At 73.1% G+C, this 18,920-nt stretch carries 18 protein-coding genes; 12 read left to right on the top strand and 6 right to left on the bottom strand.

Annotation, left to right across the window (positions count from 1 at the left end):
• The first annotated feature begins 32 nt into the window (after window positions 1-32).
• The 4 genes from ABD330_RS11215 (at window position 33) to ABD330_RS11200 (ending at window position 5,444) form a co-directional block, all read left to right on the top strand.
• Window positions 33-560: a GNAT family N-acetyltransferase gene (locus ABD330_RS11215; protein ID WP_344463560.1), complete on the top strand. Its 528-nt coding sequence runs from the start codon at window positions 33-35 to the stop codon at window positions 558-560.
• Window positions 561-684: 124 nt separating this feature from the next.
• Window positions 685-1,017, top strand: coding sequence for a DUF4229 domain-containing protein (locus ABD330_RS11210; protein ID WP_344463558.1), 333 nt, complete (start codon window positions 685-687; stop codon window positions 1,015-1,017).
• Between the two features lie 35 nt (window positions 1,018-1,052).
• Window positions 1,053-2,075 carry a LacI family DNA-binding transcriptional regulator gene (locus ABD330_RS11205; RefSeq protein WP_344463556.1) on the top strand — a complete coding sequence of 341 codons (1,023 nt, stop codon included), beginning with the start codon at window positions 1,053-1,055 and terminating at the stop codon, window positions 2,073-2,075.
• Between the two features lie 138 nt (window positions 2,076-2,213).
• Window positions 2,214-5,444, top strand: coding sequence for an SdrD B-like domain-containing protein (locus ABD330_RS11200; protein ID WP_344463554.1), 3,231 nt, complete (start codon window positions 2,214-2,216; stop codon window positions 5,442-5,444).
• Window positions 5,445-5,514: 70 nt separating this feature from the next.
• Here ABD330_RS11200 and ABD330_RS11195 read toward each other — a convergent pair whose 3' ends face one another.
• From ABD330_RS11195 to ABD330_RS11180, 4 genes are all read right to left on the bottom strand, one after another.
• Entirely contained in the window at window positions 5,515-6,087 is a 573-nt protein-coding gene (locus tag ABD330_RS11195; RefSeq protein ID WP_344463552.1) for a Uma2 family endonuclease, read from the bottom strand.
• Window positions 6,088-6,131: 44 nt separating this feature from the next.
• Window positions 6,132-7,349: an MFS transporter gene (locus ABD330_RS11190; protein WP_344463550.1), complete on the bottom strand. Its 1,218-nt coding sequence runs from the start codon at window positions 7,347-7,349 to the stop codon at window positions 6,132-6,134.
• Between the two features lie 341 nt (window positions 7,350-7,690).
• Complete coding sequence (locus ABD330_RS11185) at window positions 7,691-7,990, bottom strand: hypothetical protein (RefSeq protein ID WP_344463548.1); 300 nt, start codon at window positions 7,988-7,990, stop codon at window positions 7,691-7,693.
• Between the two features lie 113 nt (window positions 7,991-8,103).
• Complete coding sequence (locus tag ABD330_RS11180) at window positions 8,104-8,886, bottom strand: hypothetical protein (protein WP_344463546.1); 783 nt, start codon at window positions 8,884-8,886, stop codon at window positions 8,104-8,106.
• A gap of 142 nt (window positions 8,887-9,028) precedes the next feature.
• Here ABD330_RS11180 and ABD330_RS11175 point away from each other — a divergent pair, with 142 nt between their 5' ends.
• Window positions 9,029-10,291: a pyroglutamyl peptidase gene (locus ABD330_RS11175; protein ID WP_344463544.1), complete on the top strand. Its 1,263-nt coding sequence runs from the start codon at window positions 9,029-9,031 to the stop codon at window positions 10,289-10,291.
• Window positions 10,292-10,293: 2 nt separating this feature from the next.
• On the opposite strand, the gene ABD330_RS11170 is transcribed toward ABD330_RS11175, so the two are convergent.
• The gene (locus ABD330_RS11170; protein ID WP_344463542.1) at window positions 10,294-11,304 is read right to left on the bottom strand and encodes a bile acid:sodium symporter family protein; all 1,011 of its coding nucleotides are present in this window, start codon (window positions 11,302-11,304) and stop codon (window positions 10,294-10,296) included.
• A gap of 221 nt (window positions 11,305-11,525) precedes the next feature.
• Complete coding sequence (locus tag ABD330_RS11165; protein ID WP_188305323.1) at window positions 11,526-11,729, bottom strand: cold-shock protein; 204 nt, start codon at window positions 11,727-11,729, stop codon at window positions 11,526-11,528.
• A gap of 336 nt (window positions 11,730-12,065) precedes the next feature.
• Here ABD330_RS11165 and ABD330_RS11160 point away from each other — a divergent pair, with 336 nt between their 5' ends.
• The 7 genes from ABD330_RS11160 (at window position 12,066) to ABD330_RS11130 (ending at window position 18,888) form a co-directional block, all read left to right on the top strand.
• Entirely contained in the window at window positions 12,066-13,043 is a 978-nt protein-coding gene (locus tag ABD330_RS11160; RefSeq protein WP_344463538.1) for a menaquinone biosynthetic enzyme MqnA/MqnD family protein, read from the top strand.
• A gap of 251 nt (window positions 13,044-13,294) precedes the next feature.
• Entirely contained in the window at window positions 13,295-14,503 is a 1,209-nt protein-coding gene (mqnC, locus tag ABD330_RS11155; RefSeq protein ID WP_344463536.1) for a cyclic dehypoxanthinyl futalosine synthase, read from the top strand.
• Window positions 14,503-15,102 carry a hypothetical protein gene (locus ABD330_RS11150; protein ID WP_344463534.1) on the top strand — a complete coding sequence of 200 codons (600 nt, stop codon included), beginning with the start codon at window positions 14,503-14,505 and terminating at the stop codon, window positions 15,100-15,102. Before mqnC ends, ABD330_RS11150 begins: the two co-directional genes overlap by 1 nt.
• A 409-nt stretch (window positions 15,103-15,511) precedes the next feature.
• The gene (locus tag ABD330_RS11145) at window positions 15,512-16,096 is read left to right on the top strand and encodes a hypothetical protein (RefSeq protein WP_344463532.1); all 585 of its coding nucleotides are present in this window, start codon (window positions 15,512-15,514) and stop codon (window positions 16,094-16,096) included.
• 67 nt (window positions 16,097-16,163) lie between these two features.
• Window positions 16,164-16,856, top strand: coding sequence for a demethylmenaquinone methyltransferase (locus ABD330_RS11140; protein WP_344463530.1), 693 nt, complete (start codon window positions 16,164-16,166; stop codon window positions 16,854-16,856).
• Window positions 16,857-16,931: 75 nt separating this feature from the next.
• A complete protein-coding gene (locus ABD330_RS11135; RefSeq protein WP_425555499.1) occupies window positions 16,932-18,254 on the top strand; it encodes a geranylgeranyl reductase family protein in 1,323 nt (440 codons plus the stop codon).
• Window positions 18,255-18,357: 103 nt separating this feature from the next.
• On the top strand, window positions 18,358-18,888 hold the full coding sequence (locus ABD330_RS11130; RefSeq protein ID WP_344463528.1) for a GNAT family N-acetyltransferase: 531 nt from the start codon (window positions 18,358-18,360) through the stop codon (window positions 18,886-18,888).
• The last annotated feature ends 32 nt before the right edge of the window (window positions 18,889-18,920 follow it).

Below are 18,920 nucleotides of genomic sequence, written 5' to 3'. Positions count from 1 at the left end.
TGTGTCGTAAGGGTCTACTAGGCTCTGCGAGTATGACTCTCAGGTACGTTCTCGCCCCGGAGATGACCCCCGGGCTGTACGCCGCGATCGTCACGCTCTGGACGGACGTCAGCAACGCGGGCGGCGCCGTCGGCTTCGTCCCGCCCGTCACCGAGGACGAGGTCCGGGCGACGGCGGAGCACCAGTTCGCCGGGCTCCACGAGGACCGGGCGGACGTGCTGCTGGCCGCGTACGAGCCGGAGTCCGGGCGGCTGGCGGGGGTGCTGTTCTTCGAGGACATGCGCTTCAACCTGATGGACCACTGGCGGATGCTGAAGCGCGTCATGGTCCACCCGGACTTCCAGGGGCGCGGATACGGCGCCGACCTGCTGGCCGAGGCCGAGCGGGTGGCGCGGGGCTGGGGGCTGGACGGCCTGCGGCTCACGCTGCGCGGCGGGCTGGGGCTGGAGAAGTTCTACGGCCGCTGCGGGTACGTCGAGGTGGGCCGGGTCCCGGGGGCGATCCGGGTCGCGCCCGGCGACGACCGGGACGACGTGACCATGTGGCTCGACCTGCGCTGACACCCGCTCCGGGCCGCTCCTGCGGTGGGGCCTGCGAAGCCGCGCCGCCGGGCATGCTTCACTGGGAGACCCGCGCACCTCGCGCCAGCGCCGCCGTCGTACCCCATGCAGTAAGGACGTTCCCGTGAGCAGCAAGTCGCACGCCACGCTCCGCTACACCTCCATGCGGGCCACCATCTTCCTCGGCTGCCTGCTGGTCGCCGTGCTGCTGGGGCACTTCGGGGTCATCCCGGTGGCGGGCGCCGCCGGCTACGTCTTCCTGGTGCTGCTCGCCGGGCTGGTCTCCGCGCCGCTCAGCTACGTCCTGCTGAGCAAGCAGCGGGACGAGATGTCCGCCCAGATCGAGGCGAAGGTCTCCGGCCTGCGCTCCCGCACGGCGCAGCGGATCGCCGGCCAGAACGCCGAGGAGGACGCGGCGGACGACGCCGCCCGCGCGGCGACCGCCCAGCAGAACTGACCCGCGGTGCCGGCCCGCCCCGGGGAGCCGACCCGGTGACCCTGCCCGAGCCCCCCGTGGCGGGGCGCCGCCCCACCGGGCGGGACGTGGCCGCGCTCGCCGGGGTCTCCCAGGCGACGGTCTCGCTGGTGTTCTCCGGGTCCGAGGCCGGGCACCGGGTCTCCGAGGCGACCCGGCACCGGGTCCGCGAGGCGGCCCGCAGCCTCGGCTACCGGCCGCAGGCCGCCGGGCGCCAGCTGCGGCTGGGCCGGAGCGGCATGATCCTGCTGGCCGTCCCCAACATCCTCGGGCCGTTCTTCGGCCGGGTGCTGTCCGGCGTCCACGAGGAGGCCGGGAAGCACGGCCTCGCGGTGGTGGTCAGCTCCGGCTGGGGCAGCTCGACCCTGGCCGAGGCCGCCACCACCAGCCGCTTCGACGGGCTGCTGATCTGCTCCCCGGACGACAGCCAGCTGGGCGAGCTGCCCGCCGACACCCCCGTGGTCTTCCTGGACGCGGACCCGGCCACCGGCGGCACCCGGCCCACCGTCGGACTCGACGTCGCGGGCGGCATGCGGCAGGCCGTCGAGCACCTCGTCGCGCTGGGGCACCGCCGGATCGGCCATCTGCGCTCCACCCACTCCGCGTACACCTTCCGGGTCCGGCAGGCGGCCTTCGAGGCCGCCGCGCACGGTCTCGACGTGCTGGAGGTCGGCGTCAGCCTCAACGAAGGGCAGCGCGCCGCCCGGTCGGCGGCGTACCAGCTGCTCGGCCGCCCGGACCGGCCGCACGCGGTGGTCTGCGACGACGACGTGGTCGCCTCCGGCCTCTACCAGGCCGCCGCCGAACTCGGCCTGCGCATCCCGGCGGACGTCTCCGTGGTCGGCATCGACAACATCCCGGTCGCCGACCTGCTGGCTCCGCCCCTCACCACCGTCGACCTGCCGGGCGAGGAGCTCGGCCGGGTGGGCGTCGGCGCGCTGGCCGCCCTCCTCGCGGGCGAGCCCGTCCCCCCGGTGCCGCCGCTGACGACGGGTCTGGTGGTCCGGGCCTCGACGCGGGCGGCGCGCCCGGCCCACTGAGCCGCCGTCGGGCGCGACGGCCGGGGTGCCCCGCGCCGACCTGTCGTGCTGCCGACCTGTAGTGCTATCGGATGAAAGACCGTCACTTCCAGCCGGTGCAGCGCGGCAAGCCGCGTCCGCCGGGCTCAACTGGGGAGCATGCGGAAGACCATCCCCCGGGGCGTGACCCGAACATCACGCGTGCTGACCGCTCTCGGTCTGCTCTGCGGAACACTGCTGAGCGGTTCGATCGCGGCGCAGCCCGCTCAGGCGGCGAACACCTTCTCCAAGACGGTCGACAAGGCCAATCCTGCCCCGGGTGAGAACGTCACCTACACGCTCAGCTACACCTGCTCGGTGACGGAGTGCACCGACGCGCAGATCGCCGACCAGCTCCCGGCCGGGATGGAGTTCGTGGGCTGGACGCCGGACTCGTCCACCGTCGACGTGGCGGGGTCGACCATCCCGGCCGCGGGCGCGATGGGTGAGACGGCGATCATCAAGATGAAGAGTCCGCTGGCGCCCGGCACCACGGCCACCGTCACGGTCGTCCTCAAGTACCCGAACTTCACCACCGCCAACGGTGCCAAGGCCGTCAACAGCGCCACGCTGACGGCCGACGGCGAGACGCCGAAGACCGGCACGGCGACCACCACGGCCGTCGTCCAGCCCGAGTACACCGTCACCAAGGGCGTCCAGACCAGCAGCGCGGACGGCCGCACGGTGACGTACCAGTTCGGCGCCTGCTCCGACGCCCCCGGGCCCAACGTCGACCTCGACACCAGCCGCCTGGTGGACACCCTGCCGCCCGGCGCGGTGGTCGACACCGGCCGCTCGCCGGGCTGGACGGAGAACCCGCCGGGGAGCAACACCTGGGGCTACGACATCGGCGAGTTCCGCGCCGGGAACGGCCAGGCGGGCTGCCGCTACCCGAACGTGCTGGTGGTCCACTACCCGGACCCGACCTTCCCCAGCGGCACCACCTCGACCAACTCGGTGACGCTGAAGGGCGATCCGCTCGGCCCCGACCCCGAGCAGGACCTCTCCACCGCCGACGCCAGGACGCCGGTCTTCCAGCCGCCCACCACCGGCATCGTCGTCGGCGTCCGCAAGACCTGGGGCCCGGCCGTCACCTCGGGCGACATCAACGGCTTCAGCCTGTTCCCCGAGAACACCTCCGGCCCGGCCACCAGCCTGGTGATGACGGACCCGGGCGCCGGGACGACCACCAACCTCTACAACTGGCTCGACCCGCAGAGCATCCAGCTCGACGCCTGGGCCCCGACCAGCATCGTGATGACCCTCGAATACCGCCTGAACGGCGACCCGGCCTGGCAGACCTTCACCCCCGGCACCCCGTTCAACGGCTCCGCCGCCCGCCGGGTCTTCATCGACCACGGCGCCGGGGACCCGGCGAACGACCGGCTCGGCGTCCCGGACGGCCGCTGGCTGGACGGCCTGCGGTTCAGCTGGAACGGGCCCATCCCGGGTGGCTGGAGCCCCGGCAACTCGATCCAGGTGCTGTCCCAGGTGCTCTACACCGGTCACGACGGCACCACCGCGCCCGATCCGCTGCACAACTGCGTGGACGCGGTCGGCACCAACGCGGCGGGCGAGCAGTCCAGCGCCAACGCCTGTGCCGACACCCGGGTCACCGACGCCACCAACCTCGGCGCCGCCAAGACCACCACCGCCGGCGCCGTGCTCTCCCCGGGCGGCACCGCGACCTTCCAGGTCGTCCCCTACAACCGCACCGGCCACGTGCTCGACAAGCCGCTGGTCCTCTTCGACCTGCTGCCGCCCGGCATGGTCTACGTCGACGGTTCCGTCCGGACCGACCCGAGGTACCCGGACAGCAAGGCCCCGCAGGAGGTCGTCGTGCTGCCCGGCAAGGACGGCCGCCAGCTGCTGCGGATGACCTGGGCCGCCCCGGCCCCCGACATGACGTACCTGCACGACGCGAACGCCAACCGGGTGCTCTTCGACGCCCAGGTGGCCGGCAGCGCCAAGTCGGGGATGCTCACCAACGACATCTTCGTGACCGTCGACAACCCGTCACCGCCGGTCACCTGCTTCTACTTCGGCACCGACACCGGCGTGCCGGACGACCTCGACCTGAACGGCAACGGCAACACCACCGAGAAGCTCTGCAAGGCCAGCTCCCAGGTGCAGATCGACGCGCCCGCCGTGCTGCACGCGTACAAGGAGGTCAAGGGCGACAAGGACGCCGACTACGGCAGCACCGCCACCGCCTCGCCGGGCGGGGACATCTCGTACCGGATGACCGTCCGCAACGACTCGCCCGAGGCCGTCACCGACTTCGTCGCGTACGACCGCCTGCCCGCCCCCGGCGACGGCTACGTGCTGAACCCGGAGACCACGCGCGGCAGCAGCTGGACGCCGTCCCTCACGGTGCCGCTGACCAGCAGCGACCCGTCGGTGGTCATCGAGTACGCGACCGACCCGAACCCCTGCCGCCCGGCCTCACTGCCCACCACACCCGCCGACGCGCCGTGCAACGCGGGCGCGCAGTGGAGCGCTACCTTCCCCGGCCCCGGTCTGGCGACCTGGTTCCGGGTACGGCGGCCCGGTGCGCTGCCGCCCGACGGGACGTTCACGCTGGAATGGCAGATGGTCGCCTCGGTCGACGCACCCGACGCCGGATTCGCCTGGAACAGCTTCGCCTACACCGCCACCGACAGCAGCGGCAACCAGCTGCTGCCCGCCGAACCCGCCAAGGTCGGGGTCGCGGTGCAGTGGCCGACCACGCCGTCCAACTCGCTGGGCGACTTCGTCTGGGACGACCTCAACCGGAACGGCCTCCAGGACCCGGGCGAGCCCGGTGTGCCCGGCGTCCGTGAGTACCTGATCGACGGTCAGGGACGCCAGGTCCGCGACCGGAACGGCAAGCCCGTCAGCACCGTCACCGACGGCAGCGGCCACTACCTCTTCGCCAAGCTCCCGGACGGCACGTACGCCGTCCACTTCGACCTGACCACCATCCCCGCCGGAGCCGTCGTCACCAAGCAGCACGCGCTGCGGGCCGTCGCCGACCCCGCCCGTGACTCCGACGCCGACCCGGCCACCGGCCTCACCCAGACCGTCGAGCTCACCGGCGGCACCGACTACCTCGACCTGGACATGGGCCTGATCATGCCGGTCAAGCCCACCCCGCCCCCGACCCCGCCTCCCACCGTGCCTCCCACGGTGCCCCCGACCGTGCCCCCGACCACGCCCGCCCCGAGCCCCAGCCCCAGCCACCCGGGTCATCTGCCGGACACCGGCACCGACCTCCCGGCGGGCCCGCTCTCGGCCCTCGCCGCCGCCCTCACCACCTTCGGGCTGCTCCTCGCCCTGACCACCCGGCGGCGCAGGGGCCGCCACAGCTGATCCGGTGGCAACCGGCAGGAGGGCCCGCAGCAGCACTGCGGGCCCTCCTGCTTTTCGGTGGTCCGGCGGGTCAGCGCCCGTAACGGGGCAGGCGGTCGGTCGTCAGCGTCAGCCCGTCGAGGGTCGGGAGGGCGATGTCCTCGCCGTACTCGCCGGGGAGCACCTCCCGGTACGCGCCCTTCTCGGGGGCACTGTGCAGCACCCAGGTCCCGTTCCGGGGGTCGACGAGCAGGTAGACCGGGAGCCCGGCGGTCGCGTACCACTCGACCATGGTCACGGTGTCCTTGCGGCTGTTGCTCTTCGAGACGACCTCGACCACCAGCTCGACGTCGGCCGGGTCGGCCAGCCAGTCGTCCGACTCGCCGAAGGCCTCGGGCAGGACGATGAGGTCCGGGGTCGCGTAGTCGGTGTCGTCGTCGGGCATGGCGACGGACACACCCTCGAAGGAGGCCAGGTCGTGGCTGAGCCGGGCCTCCAGCTGATTGCGCAGCAGCCGATTGACGCCGGCGTGTGCCCCGCGGGGGCTGGGCGACATCATCAGGACCCCTTGGATGATCTCAGCGCGGAATCCGGTGGCCCGCTCGGCCAGTTCGGCACTCTGTCGGAGTGAAGTCATCCGCTGCTCGGGGTGGGTGAGAGTCATGCTCAGCCTCCTTCGGGTGCCACCATCGTAGGCGCGGGGCGGGTTCAGGAGACGGATACCGGTTCTGCTACCCGTTCGAGTGAGACGGCCGCCGCAGGCCGGAACAGGCCGCGCGCGGCGAGCAGCAGCAGCCCGCCGAGGGTGATCCCGCCGACCGAGCAGAGGGCGACCGCCTGGAGGGAGCCGGAGACCAGGGCGCCCGAGACGGCGTACCCGGCGGCGTTACCGGTGGCGAAGAGGGTGACCAGCCAGGCGAAGGCCTCGGTGACCGTGCCGGTCGGGGCCAGCTCGGCGACCAGGACGAAGGCGGCGGCCAGCAGCGGGGCCAGCCCGATGCCGGAGAGCAGGGCCAGCGCCGCCATCGGCACCGGGCCGGGGAGCAGCAGCAGCGGCAGGTAGCTGACCGCCATGCCGAGGGCCATCACCCACGTCCGGGTGGCGGTGCTGCTGCGCCACCGCACCGCGCCGTACGCGAGCGCGCCCAGCAGCCCGCCGAGCGCGGCGAGGGCGAGCAGGCTCCCCGCGCCGCCGGGGAGGCCGCCGGGGTGCTGTTCGGCGTAGGCGATGAAGAGCACGTTCTGCGCGCCGACCGTCCAGCCCGCGCCGGCCAGCCCGATCAGCAGCAGCACCAGCCCGGGGGAGCGCAGCGGCCCGAGCAGTCCGGAGGACGCGCCGCGCGCGGGGGCCCGCCAGGCGCGGGCGGGGGCGGCGGTGGCGACCACCAGCGCACCGGCGAGGCCGAGCCCGGCCGCCGCCCAGAGCGCGGTGGCCGGGCCGAAGGCGGCGGAGATCCCGGCCACCGCGAGCGGCCCGGCGACGTACAGGATCTGCTGGGAGGCGGAGTCGAAGGCGTACGCGGTGTCCAGCTGCCGCTCCTCGACCACGGCGGGCCAGAGCGAGCGCAGGCAGGGTTCGAGCGGCGGCATGGCCAGCCCGGCGATCGCCGCCCCGAGCGGTGCGGCCAGCGGCGAGCCGGGTGCGAGCGCGAGCAGGGCGTAGCCGAACCCGGCGACGACGGCGGCGCCGAGCAGGACCCTCGGCTGCCCGGTCCGGTCGACGATCCGGCCGAGCACCGGGCCGCCGATCGCGGCGGCGATCGCGTACGCGGCGGTGGCCAGGCCGATCCTGCTGTACGGGGTGTGGGCCTCGCGCAGTGCGAGGGCGATGACCAGCGCGGTCATGCCCGCAGGGAGGCGTCCGAGCAGGGTGCCGAACAGCAGCCGGGTGACGTGCGGGGCGCGGAGCAGGGCGAGGTAGCCCATGGGGCGGTCTCCCGGAGGGCAGGGGGCGGCAAGGGGATCGCTTATCAAGTTATACGTATAACTCGCGGTCGGTCAATCGGATCGCGTACCGCCCGTCCGGAGCCGGCGCGGCCTGCCCACGCGTCGGACATGTCGGAAAGGTGCACATTCGACAGGCTGCCGTCCTGGACGGCTCGTCCGACCGGGACGCGAGCAGCGGCGGCGGACCGGCCGGGCCGGCCTCGGAGGGCATGACCGAGGCGGCCTTCGGGAAGCGGTAGCCGAAGGCCGGTCCGCCGCCGCTGCTCGCGTCCCGCGCGTTCCTTCCCGCCGCGTCCCCGCTGCCTACGCGTCCCCGCTGCCTACGCGCCGCCGCTGACGCCGGGTGCCACGAAGCGCCGGTGCAGCGGGAGAAGGTCGCTGTCGGGCCGGCCCGGCAGGCCGGCCTTCTCGACGGCGGGGCGGAGCCGCTCGGCGAAGAACGTCTCCCAGTCCTGCGGCGAGTTCCAGACGTCGGTCACGTACATCGCGTCGGCGTCGAAGGACGCGACGTGCAGGGCGAGTCCTTCGGGAGGCTGCTCCTCCCAGCGCACCGCCTCGCGCACCGCTTCGTAGTGCTCGGGAGTGACCCCGGCCCAGCGCATCTTCAGTACAACGGCCATCTCGGACCCCTCGCTCTCTCGCGTTCCCCGCCCTCCGTTTCCAGTCAACCGCCGGGCGGCGCGGGCCGCATCCGGTCGGGCGGGAGCGGCGGGGGTGGCAGTGGCGGGGAGTCCTACGGCTTCGTCCGGTGCAGGGCGACGTCGCAGAAGTCGGGGCCCTGGGGCTCGCAGAGCGTCGTGGGGGAGAGGGCCCCGTACACGTCCAGTCCGATGGCGGCGCCGTCGAGGACGACGGTCCGAGGGGTGTCCGCGTTGGACAACGCGGTCAGCTTCCAGGTGCCGGTGAGGTACGAGGGCGGCTGTGGCGTGGTGGCCGGGGCGGGGTCGCCCGGGTAGGTGGTGGTGCGGTAGTGGCCGTCCGGTTGCAGCTCCAGCAGTTGGCCCCCGGGGCCGGTCCAGGTCCCGACGAGGGCGGTGGCGGCGGGGCTGTCCGGGTCCCAGGGCTGTTCGGCCTCGTGGCCCCGGAAGCCCCAGGTGCCGCCGACGGCCAGGACGGCGACTCCGGCCAGTGCCACGGATCCGCGCAGCCACCGGGACCGCTTCCCGGCCCTGGCCGCGAAGAGGAGGGCGAGGGCCACGGCCTGGACCGGCCAGAGGACCGCGAGGGCCAGCCCCAGGTCGCAGCAGGCCAGCCAGCCGAGGGAGCTGCGGGCGCCGCGAGGGCGCAGGGTGAACGACCCGACGATGCCGGCGATCCCGATGCCGATCGCCCAGGCCAGCCCGATGTCGAGGTAGGCGTCGTAGGCGGTGGTGTCCAGGGGGTCGGGGCCGTTGAAGTCGAACAGTTGCCAGGACAGGCTCCACAGCAGGACCGCCAGGATCCCGAGGCAGGCGAACGCGACCAGCGCGAACCGCAGTGTGCCGAGGGCGGCGCGCCCCCACGTCGATGTCGCCATGCCGCCCCCTGATCTGCGTGTTCCTTCCAGAACCTAGCCGCCGTCCGGCGCTGCGCCGCTTGTCGGAGGGGCTCTGGTGCAGAACCGCGACAGAGCGGACGCCCTCTGCCCTGACGCGGCGTCAATATGTAATGTGCACATCATGAAGCCATCGCGATCCTGGGCCCTGGCCGCCGCGCTGTTCACGGCGACGACGACCGTCGCACTCCCGCTCTCCACCGCGCACGCCGCCGACGCGAGCTGTCTCGTCCAGCGGGCCCCCGCCGATCCGGAGCAGCAGCGGCTGGCGGACCCGCGCACCACGGAGCTGATCGGGCAGGGCGGGCTGGCCGCCTTCCCGGCGCGGTTCCCCGCCGCGCTCTGCGGGGTGCGGACGGCGGCCGAGGCCGACGGGCTGGTGCGGGCCTGGGGGTCGGCGCTCTGGTGGGCGGCGGTGGACCGGGCCCAGGGACACCGCCCCGGCGGGGAGTTGGCGGCCGGGGACGACCGGCCGCTGTACTGGGCGCGGCTGGTGATGGACGGACAGCTGGACCGGTGGCAGCCGGGCTTCGCGGTGGACGCGGCGGCGCTGCGCGGACGGTTCGAGGACGCCTCGCGCGGGCTGACCGGCAACGGCTTCGCCGGTACGCCCGGGGTGAAGCGGCTGTTCGTCAGCGGGTTCGACCCGTTCGGGCTGGACAACGACATCCGTACGGCCAACCCGTCCGGCTCGGCCGTGCTGGGGCTGAACGGGCGGCGGGTGACCCTGGACGACGGGGAGACCGCCGAGATCCGCGCCGTCGTGCTGCCGGTGCGGTACGCCGACTTCGACCACGGCATCGTCGAGCGGGCCTTCGGCCCCCGGATGGCGGCCGGCCCGCGTGCGGCGGACCGGATCACCACCATCAGCCAGGGGTACCCGGGCCTCTTCACGCTGGAGGCCTGGGCGGGCCGGGCCCGCTCCGCCGATCCGTACCCCGACAACGAGCGGGCGCTCTCCGGCGGCACGTACGAGAACCCCGTGGTGGCACCGGGGATGGGCCCGGGGGCCGAGTTCATCGCGACCAGTCTGCCGACCGGCGCGATGACGGCCGCGACCCAGACCCCGTACCCGGTGCTGCTGCACACCGAGGTGTCCGAGATCCCCGCCGGGGGGACGGAGACGGTCGACCGGCCGGACGGGCCCACCCCCGGCTCGCGCGCGGTGGCCGGCGGGGGCGGCGGCTACCTCTCCAACGAGGTGGCGTACCGCAGCAACCGGCTGCGGCTGGAGCTGCGCCCCGGACTGCCCGGCGGGCACCTGCACACCCCCGTGCTGACCGGCCTCCCGGCGGACCAGGCGCAGCTGACCGGGCCCGACTTCGAGCGGAACGAGTCCGCGATCACCTCCGAGGTGCTGGCCCTGCTGACGGCGGGCTGGCACTGACCCTAGGAGACCTGCCGCCCCCAGCGCTGGGCGAGGACGGTGCAGACCATCAGCTGGATCTGGTGGAAGAGCATCAGCGGGAGCACCGTCAGCCCGACCGAGGCGGCGGGGAAGAGGATGGTGGCGAGCGGGAGCCCGTTCGCCAGGCTCTTCTTGGAGCCGCAGAACTGGATGGTCACCCGGTCGGCCCGGTCGAAGCCGAGCCGCCGGGAGGCCGTGGCGGTGACGGACAGGACGAACCCGAGCAGGGCCAGGCAGACGGCGGCCAGCCACAGGATCTGGCCGGCCGTCACCCGTCCCCAGATGCCGTCCCGGACGCCCTCGCCGAAGGCGGCGTAGACGATCAGCAGGATGGACCCCCGGTCCACCGTGAGGGTCACCGCGCGGTGCCGGGCCACCCAGGGGGCGGCCCGGCGCCGTACCGCCTGGCCGAGCGCGAACGGCACCAGGAGCTGGAGCAGGATGTCCGCGATCTGCCCGCCGCTCACGTGCACCCCGGCGCCGCCCGCCAGCAGCCAGGCGGCGAGCAGCGGGCTGAGCACGATGCCGAGCAGGCTGGAGAAGGTGGCGGCGCAGATCGCGGCGGCGACGTTCCCCCGGGCCATCGAGGTGAACGCGATGGAGGACTGCACGGTGGACGGCAGCAGGGTGAGGAACAGCACGCCGGTGTAGAGCTGCGGCGCGAGTACGGCGGCGGGGAGCAGCCGGGCGGCCTCGCCGAGCAGCGGGAAGAGGACGAAGGTGCAGCCGAGGATCAGCAGGTGCAGCCGCCAGTGCCGGGCGCCGGCCAGTGCCTCCTGGGGCGAGAGCCGCACGCCGTACAGGAAGAACAGCAGTCCGACGGCGATCTTCACGGCCCAGGTGACGGCGGTGGCGGCGGCTCCGCCGGCCGGCAGCACGGTGGCCAGGCCGACCGTGCAGAGCAGCAGCAGGATGAAGCCGTCGAGGCCGATCCGGTGCAGGGCCCGGTCGAGCGACCGGAACGCTTCTGGGGGGCTGGGCAGGCGGGGCATACCCACGATCATGCCCCGACGGCGTTCCGGGGGGACCTCGGGTCCGGGGTCGCACACGCGGGCGGGCGCGGGAGGGTCCGGGACAGAGGCAGGGGGCCCGGCCGCGTACGAGACGCGGCGGGCCCCCTTGGTGTTTCTCGTCATGCTCTTGGTGACGGCCCGGACGGCCGTCGGCGGACCCTACTGGGGTCCCGAGCGATCAGATCATCAGAGGAGATGAACTAGATGGGGGTGACGTTCTCCGCCTGCGGACCCTTCGGGCCCTGGGTGACGTCGAAGTTCACCGCCTGGTTCTCCTCCAGCGAGCGGAAACCGCTCGCGTTGATGGCGGAGTAGTGGACGAAGACGTCGGGGCCGCCGCCCTCCTGGGCGATGAAGCCGAAGCCCTTCTCAGCGTTGAACCACTTGACGGTTCCCTGAGCCATGCCGTTCTCCTTGCGAGGGACGTATTGGAGACCACACCTCGTGGCATCCGGTCCGCTGCGCTGATCGCCCCGCCTCCGGAGAGGGTCCGGAGTTTTTCGATAAAGCTGAAAAACTACGAAAAGCCCGCGGTTACATGCTCCGCAGGCTTCAAGTACTGCAAGGGGAATCAAACTGCAACTGGGTGGAACGGTAGCACGCGAGCGCGGACCCGACCAGGGGTCACCGGAGGCGCGACGGGCGTGTGTCGGCGGTGTGTCGCCGGGCCGGATGACGAGCCGCCACAGGCACGGGCATACCCTGCGGAGGGGGTCGGACGAAGGCAGAAGGAGCACGTGATGACCGGTCGGGAAGCGAGTCGGGACGGGAGCCCGGAGACAGGCGAGGATGCGGGCCGGGACACCGGGCGGGACGCCGTCCAGGGCGCCCCGGGTGCGGCGGCGGACCTCGCCCCGGACCAGGTGGCCGTCCGGCCCCGGGTCGGCCACATCGAGTTCCTCAACTGCGTGCCCCTGTACTGGGGGCTGGCCCGGACCGGCAACCTGCTCGACCTCGACCTGACCAAGGACACCCCCGAGAAGCTCAGCGACCAGCTGGTGGCCGGCTCGCTCGACATCGGTCCGATCACCTGCGTGGAGTACCTGCGGCACGCCGACGAACTGGTGGTGCTGCCGGACATCGCGGTCGGCAGCGACGGCCCGGTGATGTCCTGCGTGATCGTCAGCCGGGTGCCGCTCGCCGAGCTGGACGGGCGCCGGGTCGCCCTCGGCTCGACCAGCCGGACGTCGGTCCGGCTGGCCCGGCTGCTGCTGGAGGAGCGCGAGGGCGTCCGGCCCGAGTACTTCAGCTGCCCGCCCGACCTCGACGCGATGATGGCCCGGGCCGACGCGGCCGTGCTGATCGGCGACCCGGCGCTGCGCGCCTCGCTGGAGCAGGCGCCGATGCAGGGCCTCGCCGTGCACGACCTGGGCGAGATGTGGAAGGAGTGGACGGGCCTGCCGTTCGTCTTCGCCGTCTGGGCCGCCCGCCGCGACTTCCTGGCCCGCCGCCCGGACGCCGTCGCCGCCGTGCACCGCGCCTTCCTGGAGTCCCGCGACCTCTCGCTCGCCGAGGTCACCAAGGTCGCCGAGCAGGCCGCCCGCTGGGAGGCGTTCGACGCGCCCGTCCTGGAGCGGTACTTCAGCGAGGCGCTCGACTTCTCGCTCGGCGACCGGCAGCTGGCCGGGATCGCCGAGTTCGCCCGCCGGGTCGGCCACGACAGCGGCTTCGCCCCCGACGTGACCGTCAGCCTGCTGGAGCCCGTCCCGGCCGGATAGTGCGGGCATCAGCCACAGTCAGGGGCGCGGGGAACTGCGCGAAAGCGGGAGGGCACACGTCGCAGCCTTCCGACTTCGCGCAGTTCTCCCCCAGCCTTCGGCCGGGAGGTGCCCCCACGCGCCCCTGACTGTGCTCACCCCGCCTGCCCAGTGGCCCGGAGGGCCTGGCGTACGCTGGTTCGGTCAAGTCGGCCGGGTCTGATCCCTGGTCGTGAGGCGACCAGACGTTGGACAGAAAGAAGGCCCGACAGGTGTCCGAGCAGACCCCATCCCCCGCAGACCTGCAGGCCGTCCTCGACCGCGCCGCCGCCGGGGGCCGGATCACGCCGGACGAGGCGCTGCACCTGTACCGGTCCGCGCCGCTGCACGCGCTCGGGTCCGCCGCCGACGCCGTCCGCCGCCGCCGCTACGCCGGTACCGAGCACATCGCGACGTACATCATCGAGCGGAACATCAACTACACCAACGTCTGCGTGACGGCGTGCAAGTTCTGCGCCTTCTACGTCGCGCCCAAGAGCGACAAGGGCTGGTCCCGCGACCTCGACGAGATCCTGCGCCGCTGCGCGGAGACGGTCGAGCTCGGCGGCACCCAGATCATGTTCCAGGGCGGGCACCACCCGGACTACGGCGTCGAGTACTACGAGACCGCGTTCGCCGCGATCAAGAAGGACTTCCCGCAGCTGGTGATCCACTCGCTCGGCGCCTCCGAGGTCGAGCACATGGCCCGGCTCTCCAAGGTCTCGGTCGAGGAGGCGATCACCCGCATCCACAAGGCCGGGCTGGACTCCTTCGCCGGCGCCGGCGCCGAGCTGCTGCCGGCCCGTCCGCGCAAGGCGATCGCGCCGCTCAAGGAGTCGGGCGAGCGCTGGCTGGAGATCATGGAGATCTCGCACGGCCTGGGCGTCGAGTCCACCTCCACCATGCTGATGGGCACCGGCGAGACCAACGCCGAGCGGATCGAGCACCTGAGCATGATCCGTGACGTGCAGGACCGGACGGGCGGCTTCCGGGCCTTCATCCCGTACACCTACCAGCCGCAGAACAACCACCTCAAGGGCTCCACCCAGGCGACGGTCTTCGAGTACCTCCGGATGATCGCCATCGCCCGGCTCTTCCTCGACAACGTGGCCCACATCCAGGGCTCCTGGCTGACCACCGGCAAGGAGGCCGGCCAGCTGTCGCTGCACTACGGCGCGGACGACCTCGGCTCGGTCATGCTGGAGGAGAACGTCGTCTCGGCGGCCGGTGCCAAGCACCGCTCCAACCTGACCGAGCTGATCCACCTGATCCGGGCCGCCGACCGCACCCCGGCGCAGCGCTCGACCACCTACCAGCACCTGCGCGTCCTGGACGACCCGGCGAACGACCCGGTCGACCCGCGGGTGGCCTCGCACATCGCCTCGACCGCGATCGAGGGCGGCACGGCGCACCCCGAGCTGAAGATCCTCTCCACCACCTGATGCTCACCCTGCACCGGGCCTCGGTCCTGCTGCCGGACCCCGCCGCCCCGTCGATCACCGACGGGGCGGTGCTCGTCGACGGCGCCGCCGTCCTCGCCTTCGGGCCCTACGCCTCGGTACCGGCCGGGGGCGCCCGGGTACGGGAGTGGGACGGGCTGCTGACGCCCGGCCTGCTGAACCCGCACGGGCACTGGCTGCTGGAGTGCGCCTACCACCCGGACCCCCGGGAGGATCTGGGCACCGAGCCGCTGATGCTCGCGGCCGACGGCGAGCGGCGCGGCGGCAGCGCCCGGCGCGGGCTGCAGCGGATGCTCGGGTACGGGACGACGGCGGTGGCCGGCCCGTTCGAACTGCCGGTGGTCCGGACGGCGGTGGCGCGGTCCGGCCTGCACGCGCTGCCCGGCGACGGGACGGCCGGCGGGCTCGACCCGCTGGCCGCGACCGGTCTGCGGGGCGCGGTGCACCGTCCCCTGACGGTCGGTGGGCGGGCCGACTTCGCGGTCTTCGACGCGGCCTCGGCGGCGGAGCTGGAGCGGGCGGGCGCGGGCGGCTGCCTGGCCACCGTCCTGGGCGGGCGGCTGCTGTACCGGCGCCGCTGAACCGCCGCCCGCGGGGTCCCCGCGGTGCCCGGCCCGTACGCGCCGGATGCCCCGCGCGTCGGGGGTCCGGCAGGGGAGCGGGGGGGCGTCGGGTGCGACGGTGGTGCGCGGTCGCACGCGCCGTTCTTCGTGCCCCGAGACGGTCATCCGTATGCGTAGGGGCGCCCGGGCGGGGCGTACGGCCGGATTCGTCGTCCGTGTACGCCGGGTGCTGCTGAACCCGGGCCTGCCGCGGAATGGCCTGCGGTGGTACGGCGGATGGCTGAAAGTCCACCAGTTCTGGCGGTGGTCACACAAACTGATTGATCTCTGCCGTGACCTGAGGTACCGCCAGCGGCTACGATCCGGACAGCCACCCCGGTGACACACCGGGTCGGCACCCTCACCCTCGGCACGCCAGGCAGGAACCATGCGACCCGCGACCATCCCCCGCCTGCGCGGCACGAGCCTCGCCCGAGGCTGGTACCTCGCCGCCGTGCTGAGCGCGGCGCTCGCGGTCGGGATGTGCCTGCTCGGCTGGCGGCAGGCCGACCTCGCGGACCGGATCGCCGCCCACCCCGTCCGGGTCGAGGGCACCGTCACCCAGCTCCCGACCGGCAGCGCCAGCTACAGCGCCGTCAGCTACCGGGCCGACGGGCAGCTGCACTCGGCGGCCGATCTCTGGCTGCCGCAGGACGTCAAGGTGGGCGACCCGATCTGCCTGGAGCACGCCGCGGCCGACCCCGGCGCCGTCCGGGTCTGCGGCAAGCGCTACCCGCAGCCGGTGGGCGTCAGCCTGGCGCAGACCAGCGTGCCCGTCGCCCTGCTGCTGTTCGCCGCCTGCGTGGCCCGGATCTGGCGCTACCGCCGCACCCGGCCGGTCCGCACCCCGGGCACCCGGATCCGCACCACCGTCGCCTTCGCCGCCGAGGCGTTCGGCGACGGCATGCCCGCCCTCACCCAGGGCAAGCGCTCCCGCCGCAGGCGCAAGGGCGGCCGCCGGGCGCTCCGGTAGCCGCCTCCCGCGCTTCAGTGCGCCCCCATTGCCCGGGTTGTCCGGGGGAGGGTGAACAATAGGGGGCGTGACCCGAGCCTCCCTGGACAAGCAGCCGCACGAAGTCGCCGCGATGTTCGACGATGTCGCGGCCAAGTACGACCGTACGAACGACGTGCTCTCCCTCGGCCAGGCCCGCGCCTGGCGCCGCGCGGTGGCCGAGGCGGTGGACGCCGGGCCCGGCCAGACCGTGCTGGACCTCGGCGCCGGCACCGGCACCTCCTCGCTGCCGTTCCACGAGGCCGGGGCCGACGTCGTCCCGTGCGACTTCTCGATCGGGATGCTCGCCGAGGGCAAGCAGCGCCACCCCGAGCTGGCGCTCACCGCCGGGGACGCGACCAGGCTGCCGTTCGCCGACAACTCCTTCGACGCCGTCACCATCTCCTTCGCGCTGCGCAACGTGCAGGACACCGACCTCGCGCTGCGCGAGCTGTACCGCGTCACCAAGCCCGGCGGCAGGGTCGTCATCTGCGAGTTCTCCACCCCGACCTGGACGCCCTTTCGGACGGTCTACACCGAGTACCTGATGCGCGCCCTGCCGCCGGTGGCCACCGCCGTCAGCAGCAACCCGGACGCGTACGTCTACCTCGCCGAGTCCATCCGCGCCTGGCCCGACCAGCCCGCGCTGGCCGCCAAGTTGCAGGGCGCGGGCTGGCAGAAGGTCGCCTGGCGCAATCTCACCGGCGGCATCGTGGCTCTCCACCGAGGCTTCAAGAGCTAGTTAGACTCGTCCGAGCCCCGCCCGACGCCCCGCCCTGACGCCCAGCCCCGACCGCCGTTGCAGGAGTGTGCCACCGTGTCCGAGACCGCCGTCGACCTGAGCAGCGAGAGCAGCGACACCAGCGAGACCGTGGAGAGCAGCGCGGACGTCATCGTCGTCGGGGCGGGCCCGGCCGGTGCGACCACCGCGTACTACCTGGCCCAGGCCGGGCTGGACGTCCTGCTGCTGGAGAAGACCGAGTTCCCGCGCGAGAAGGTCTGCGGTGACGGTCTGACACCGCGTGCCACCAAGCAGCTGGTCGACATGGGCATCGACGTGTCGACCGACAACGGCTGGCTGCACAACAAGGGGCTGCGGATCATCGGCGGCGGCGTCCGGCTGGAGCTGGACTGGCCCGAGCTGTCGGCCTTCCCCGACTACGGCCTGGTCCGCAAGCGCGCCGACTTCGACGAGATCCTGGCCCGCCAGGCGCAGAAGGCGGGCGCGCGGCTGTACGAGCGCTGCAACGTCTCCGGCCCGGTGCTGGACGACCGGACCGGCCGGATCATCGGTGTGACGGCCAAGCTCGGCGAGGAGAAGCGCCCGGTCACCTTCCGCGCCCCGCTGGTGGTCGCCGCCGACGGCAACTCGACCCGGCTCTCGCTCGCGATGGGCCTGCACCGCCGCGAGGACCGCCCGATGGGCGTGGCGTACCGGACGTACTTCACCTCGCCCCGGCACGACGACGACTACCTGGAGTCCTGGCTGGAACTCTGGGACACCCGGGGCACCGAGAAGAAGCTGCTGCCCGGCTACGGCTGGGTCTTCGGCATGGGCGACGGCACCTCCAACGTCGGCCTCGGCATCCTCAACTCCTCGCCCGCCTTCGGCGAGCTGGACTGGCGCGAGGTGCTCAAGTCCTGGTGCGCCAACATGCCGGCCGAGTGGGGCTACACCCCCGAGAACATGACCGACCCGATCCGCGGCGCCGCGCTGCCGATGGCCTTCAACCGGCAGCCGCACTACACCCGCGGCCTGCTGCTGGTCGGCGACGCGGGCGGCATGGTCAACCCCTTCAACGGGGAGGGCATCGCCTATGCGATGGAATCCGGCCAGCTCGCGGCCGGCGTCATCGTCCAGGCCAACGCCCGCCTCACCCCGGCCGGCCGCGAGAAGGCCCTCCAGGCCTACCCGGCCGTCCTCAAGGACGTCTACGGCGGCTACTACACCCTCGGCCGCGCCTTCGTGAAGCTGATCGGCAACCCCAAGGTCATGCAGCTCGCCACCCAGCGCGGCCTGACCCACCCGATCCTGATGAAGTTCGTCCTCAAGATGCTCGCCAACCTGACGGACCCCCAGGGCGGCGACGCGATGGACCGCATCATCAACGGCCTGGCGAAGGTCGCGCCGGACGCCTGACGTCACGGGCCGCCCTGTTCCGGCCGCTCCACCGGGCAGGGCGGCCCGGCTGCTGGACATTAATTCGCTTGAAGGTCAAGGCCGTTATCGATAACCATGTGACATGATACAAGGCGCGAAGATCGCTCTCCGGGCCCGTCACGACAGTGACGTGGCCGTCCTCCAGACCGAGTTGTACGACGATGTCGCCACCCGGTCCCGCGCCGACTCCCGCCCCTGGCGGCCGATTCCGCCAGGGGCGGCCGACTCCCCGTACGCCGTGCCCGCGTCCTCGGACGACGTGGCGTTCTTCTCCGTGGTGGAGCTGGCCTCGGGGGAGTTGGCCGGGGAAGCCCTGCTCTGGGGCATCAACACCCACCACCGGTCCGCCCATCTGGGGATCTCGCTGCGTCCCGGCCATCGGGGCCGGGGTCTCGGGGCGGACGTCGTGCGGGTGCTCTGCCGGTACGGATTCCTGGTGCGCGGGATGCAGCGGCTGCAGGTGGAGACGCTCGCGGACAACGCCCCGATGATCGCGGCCGCCACCAGGGCGGGCTTCACCGTCGAGGGCACGCTGCGCCGCTCCGCCTGGGTCGTCGGCGAGTACCTGGACGAGGTCGTCCTCGGGATGCTCGCCGACGAGTGGAAGCCGTAGCGCACCACGCGGCGCCCTCGGCGAACGGCCCC

Source organism: Kitasatospora kazusensis (genome assembly GCF_039529945.1).
GTDB lineage: Bacteria > Actinomycetota > Actinomycetes > Streptomycetales > Streptomycetaceae > Kitasatospora > Kitasatospora kazusensis.
This window is presented reverse-complemented; position numbering and strand designations above follow the sequence as displayed.

Coding starts and splice junctions, on each gene's coding strand:
- ABD330_RS11215 (WP_344463560.1), top strand. CDS start 33: ATGACTCTCAGGTACGTTCTCGCCCCGGAGATGACCCCCGGGCTGTAC.
- ABD330_RS11200 (WP_344463554.1), top strand. CDS start 2,214: ATGCGGAAGACCATCCCCCGGGGCGTGACCCGAACATCACGCGTGCTG.
- ABD330_RS11195 (WP_344463552.1), bottom strand. CDS start 6,087: ATGACTCTCACCCACCCCGAGCAGCGGATGACTTCACTCCGACAGAGT.
- ABD330_RS11190 (WP_344463550.1), bottom strand. CDS start 7,349: ATGGGCTACCTCGCCCTGCTCCGCGCCCCGCACGTCACCCGGCTGCTG.
- ABD330_RS11185 (WP_344463548.1), bottom strand. CDS start 7,990: ATGGCCGTTGTACTGAAGATGCGCTGGGCCGGGGTCACTCCCGAGCAC.
- ABD330_RS11180 (WP_344463546.1), bottom strand. CDS start 8,886: ATGGCGACATCGACGTGGGGGCGCGCCGCCCTCGGCACACTGCGGTTC.
- ABD330_RS11175 (WP_344463544.1), top strand. CDS start 9,029: ATGAAGCCATCGCGATCCTGGGCCCTGGCCGCCGCGCTGTTCACGGCG.
- ABD330_RS11170 (WP_344463542.1), bottom strand. CDS start 11,304: ATGCCCCGCCTGCCCAGCCCCCCAGAAGCGTTCCGGTCGCTCGACCGG.
- ABD330_RS11165 (WP_188305323.1), bottom strand. CDS start 11,729: ATGGCTCAGGGAACCGTCAAGTGGTTCAACGCTGAGAAGGGCTTCGGC.
- ABD330_RS11160 (WP_344463538.1), top strand. CDS start 12,066: ATGACCGGTCGGGAAGCGAGTCGGGACGGGAGCCCGGAGACAGGCGAG.
- ABD330_RS11150 (WP_344463534.1), top strand. CDS start 14,503: ATGCTCACCCTGCACCGGGCCTCGGTCCTGCTGCCGGACCCCGCCGCC.
- ABD330_RS11145 (WP_344463532.1), top strand. CDS start 15,512: ATGCGACCCGCGACCATCCCCCGCCTGCGCGGCACGAGCCTCGCCCGA.
- ABD330_RS11130 (WP_344463528.1), top strand. CDS start 18,358: ATGATACAAGGCGCGAAGATCGCTCTCCGGGCCCGTCACGACAGTGAC.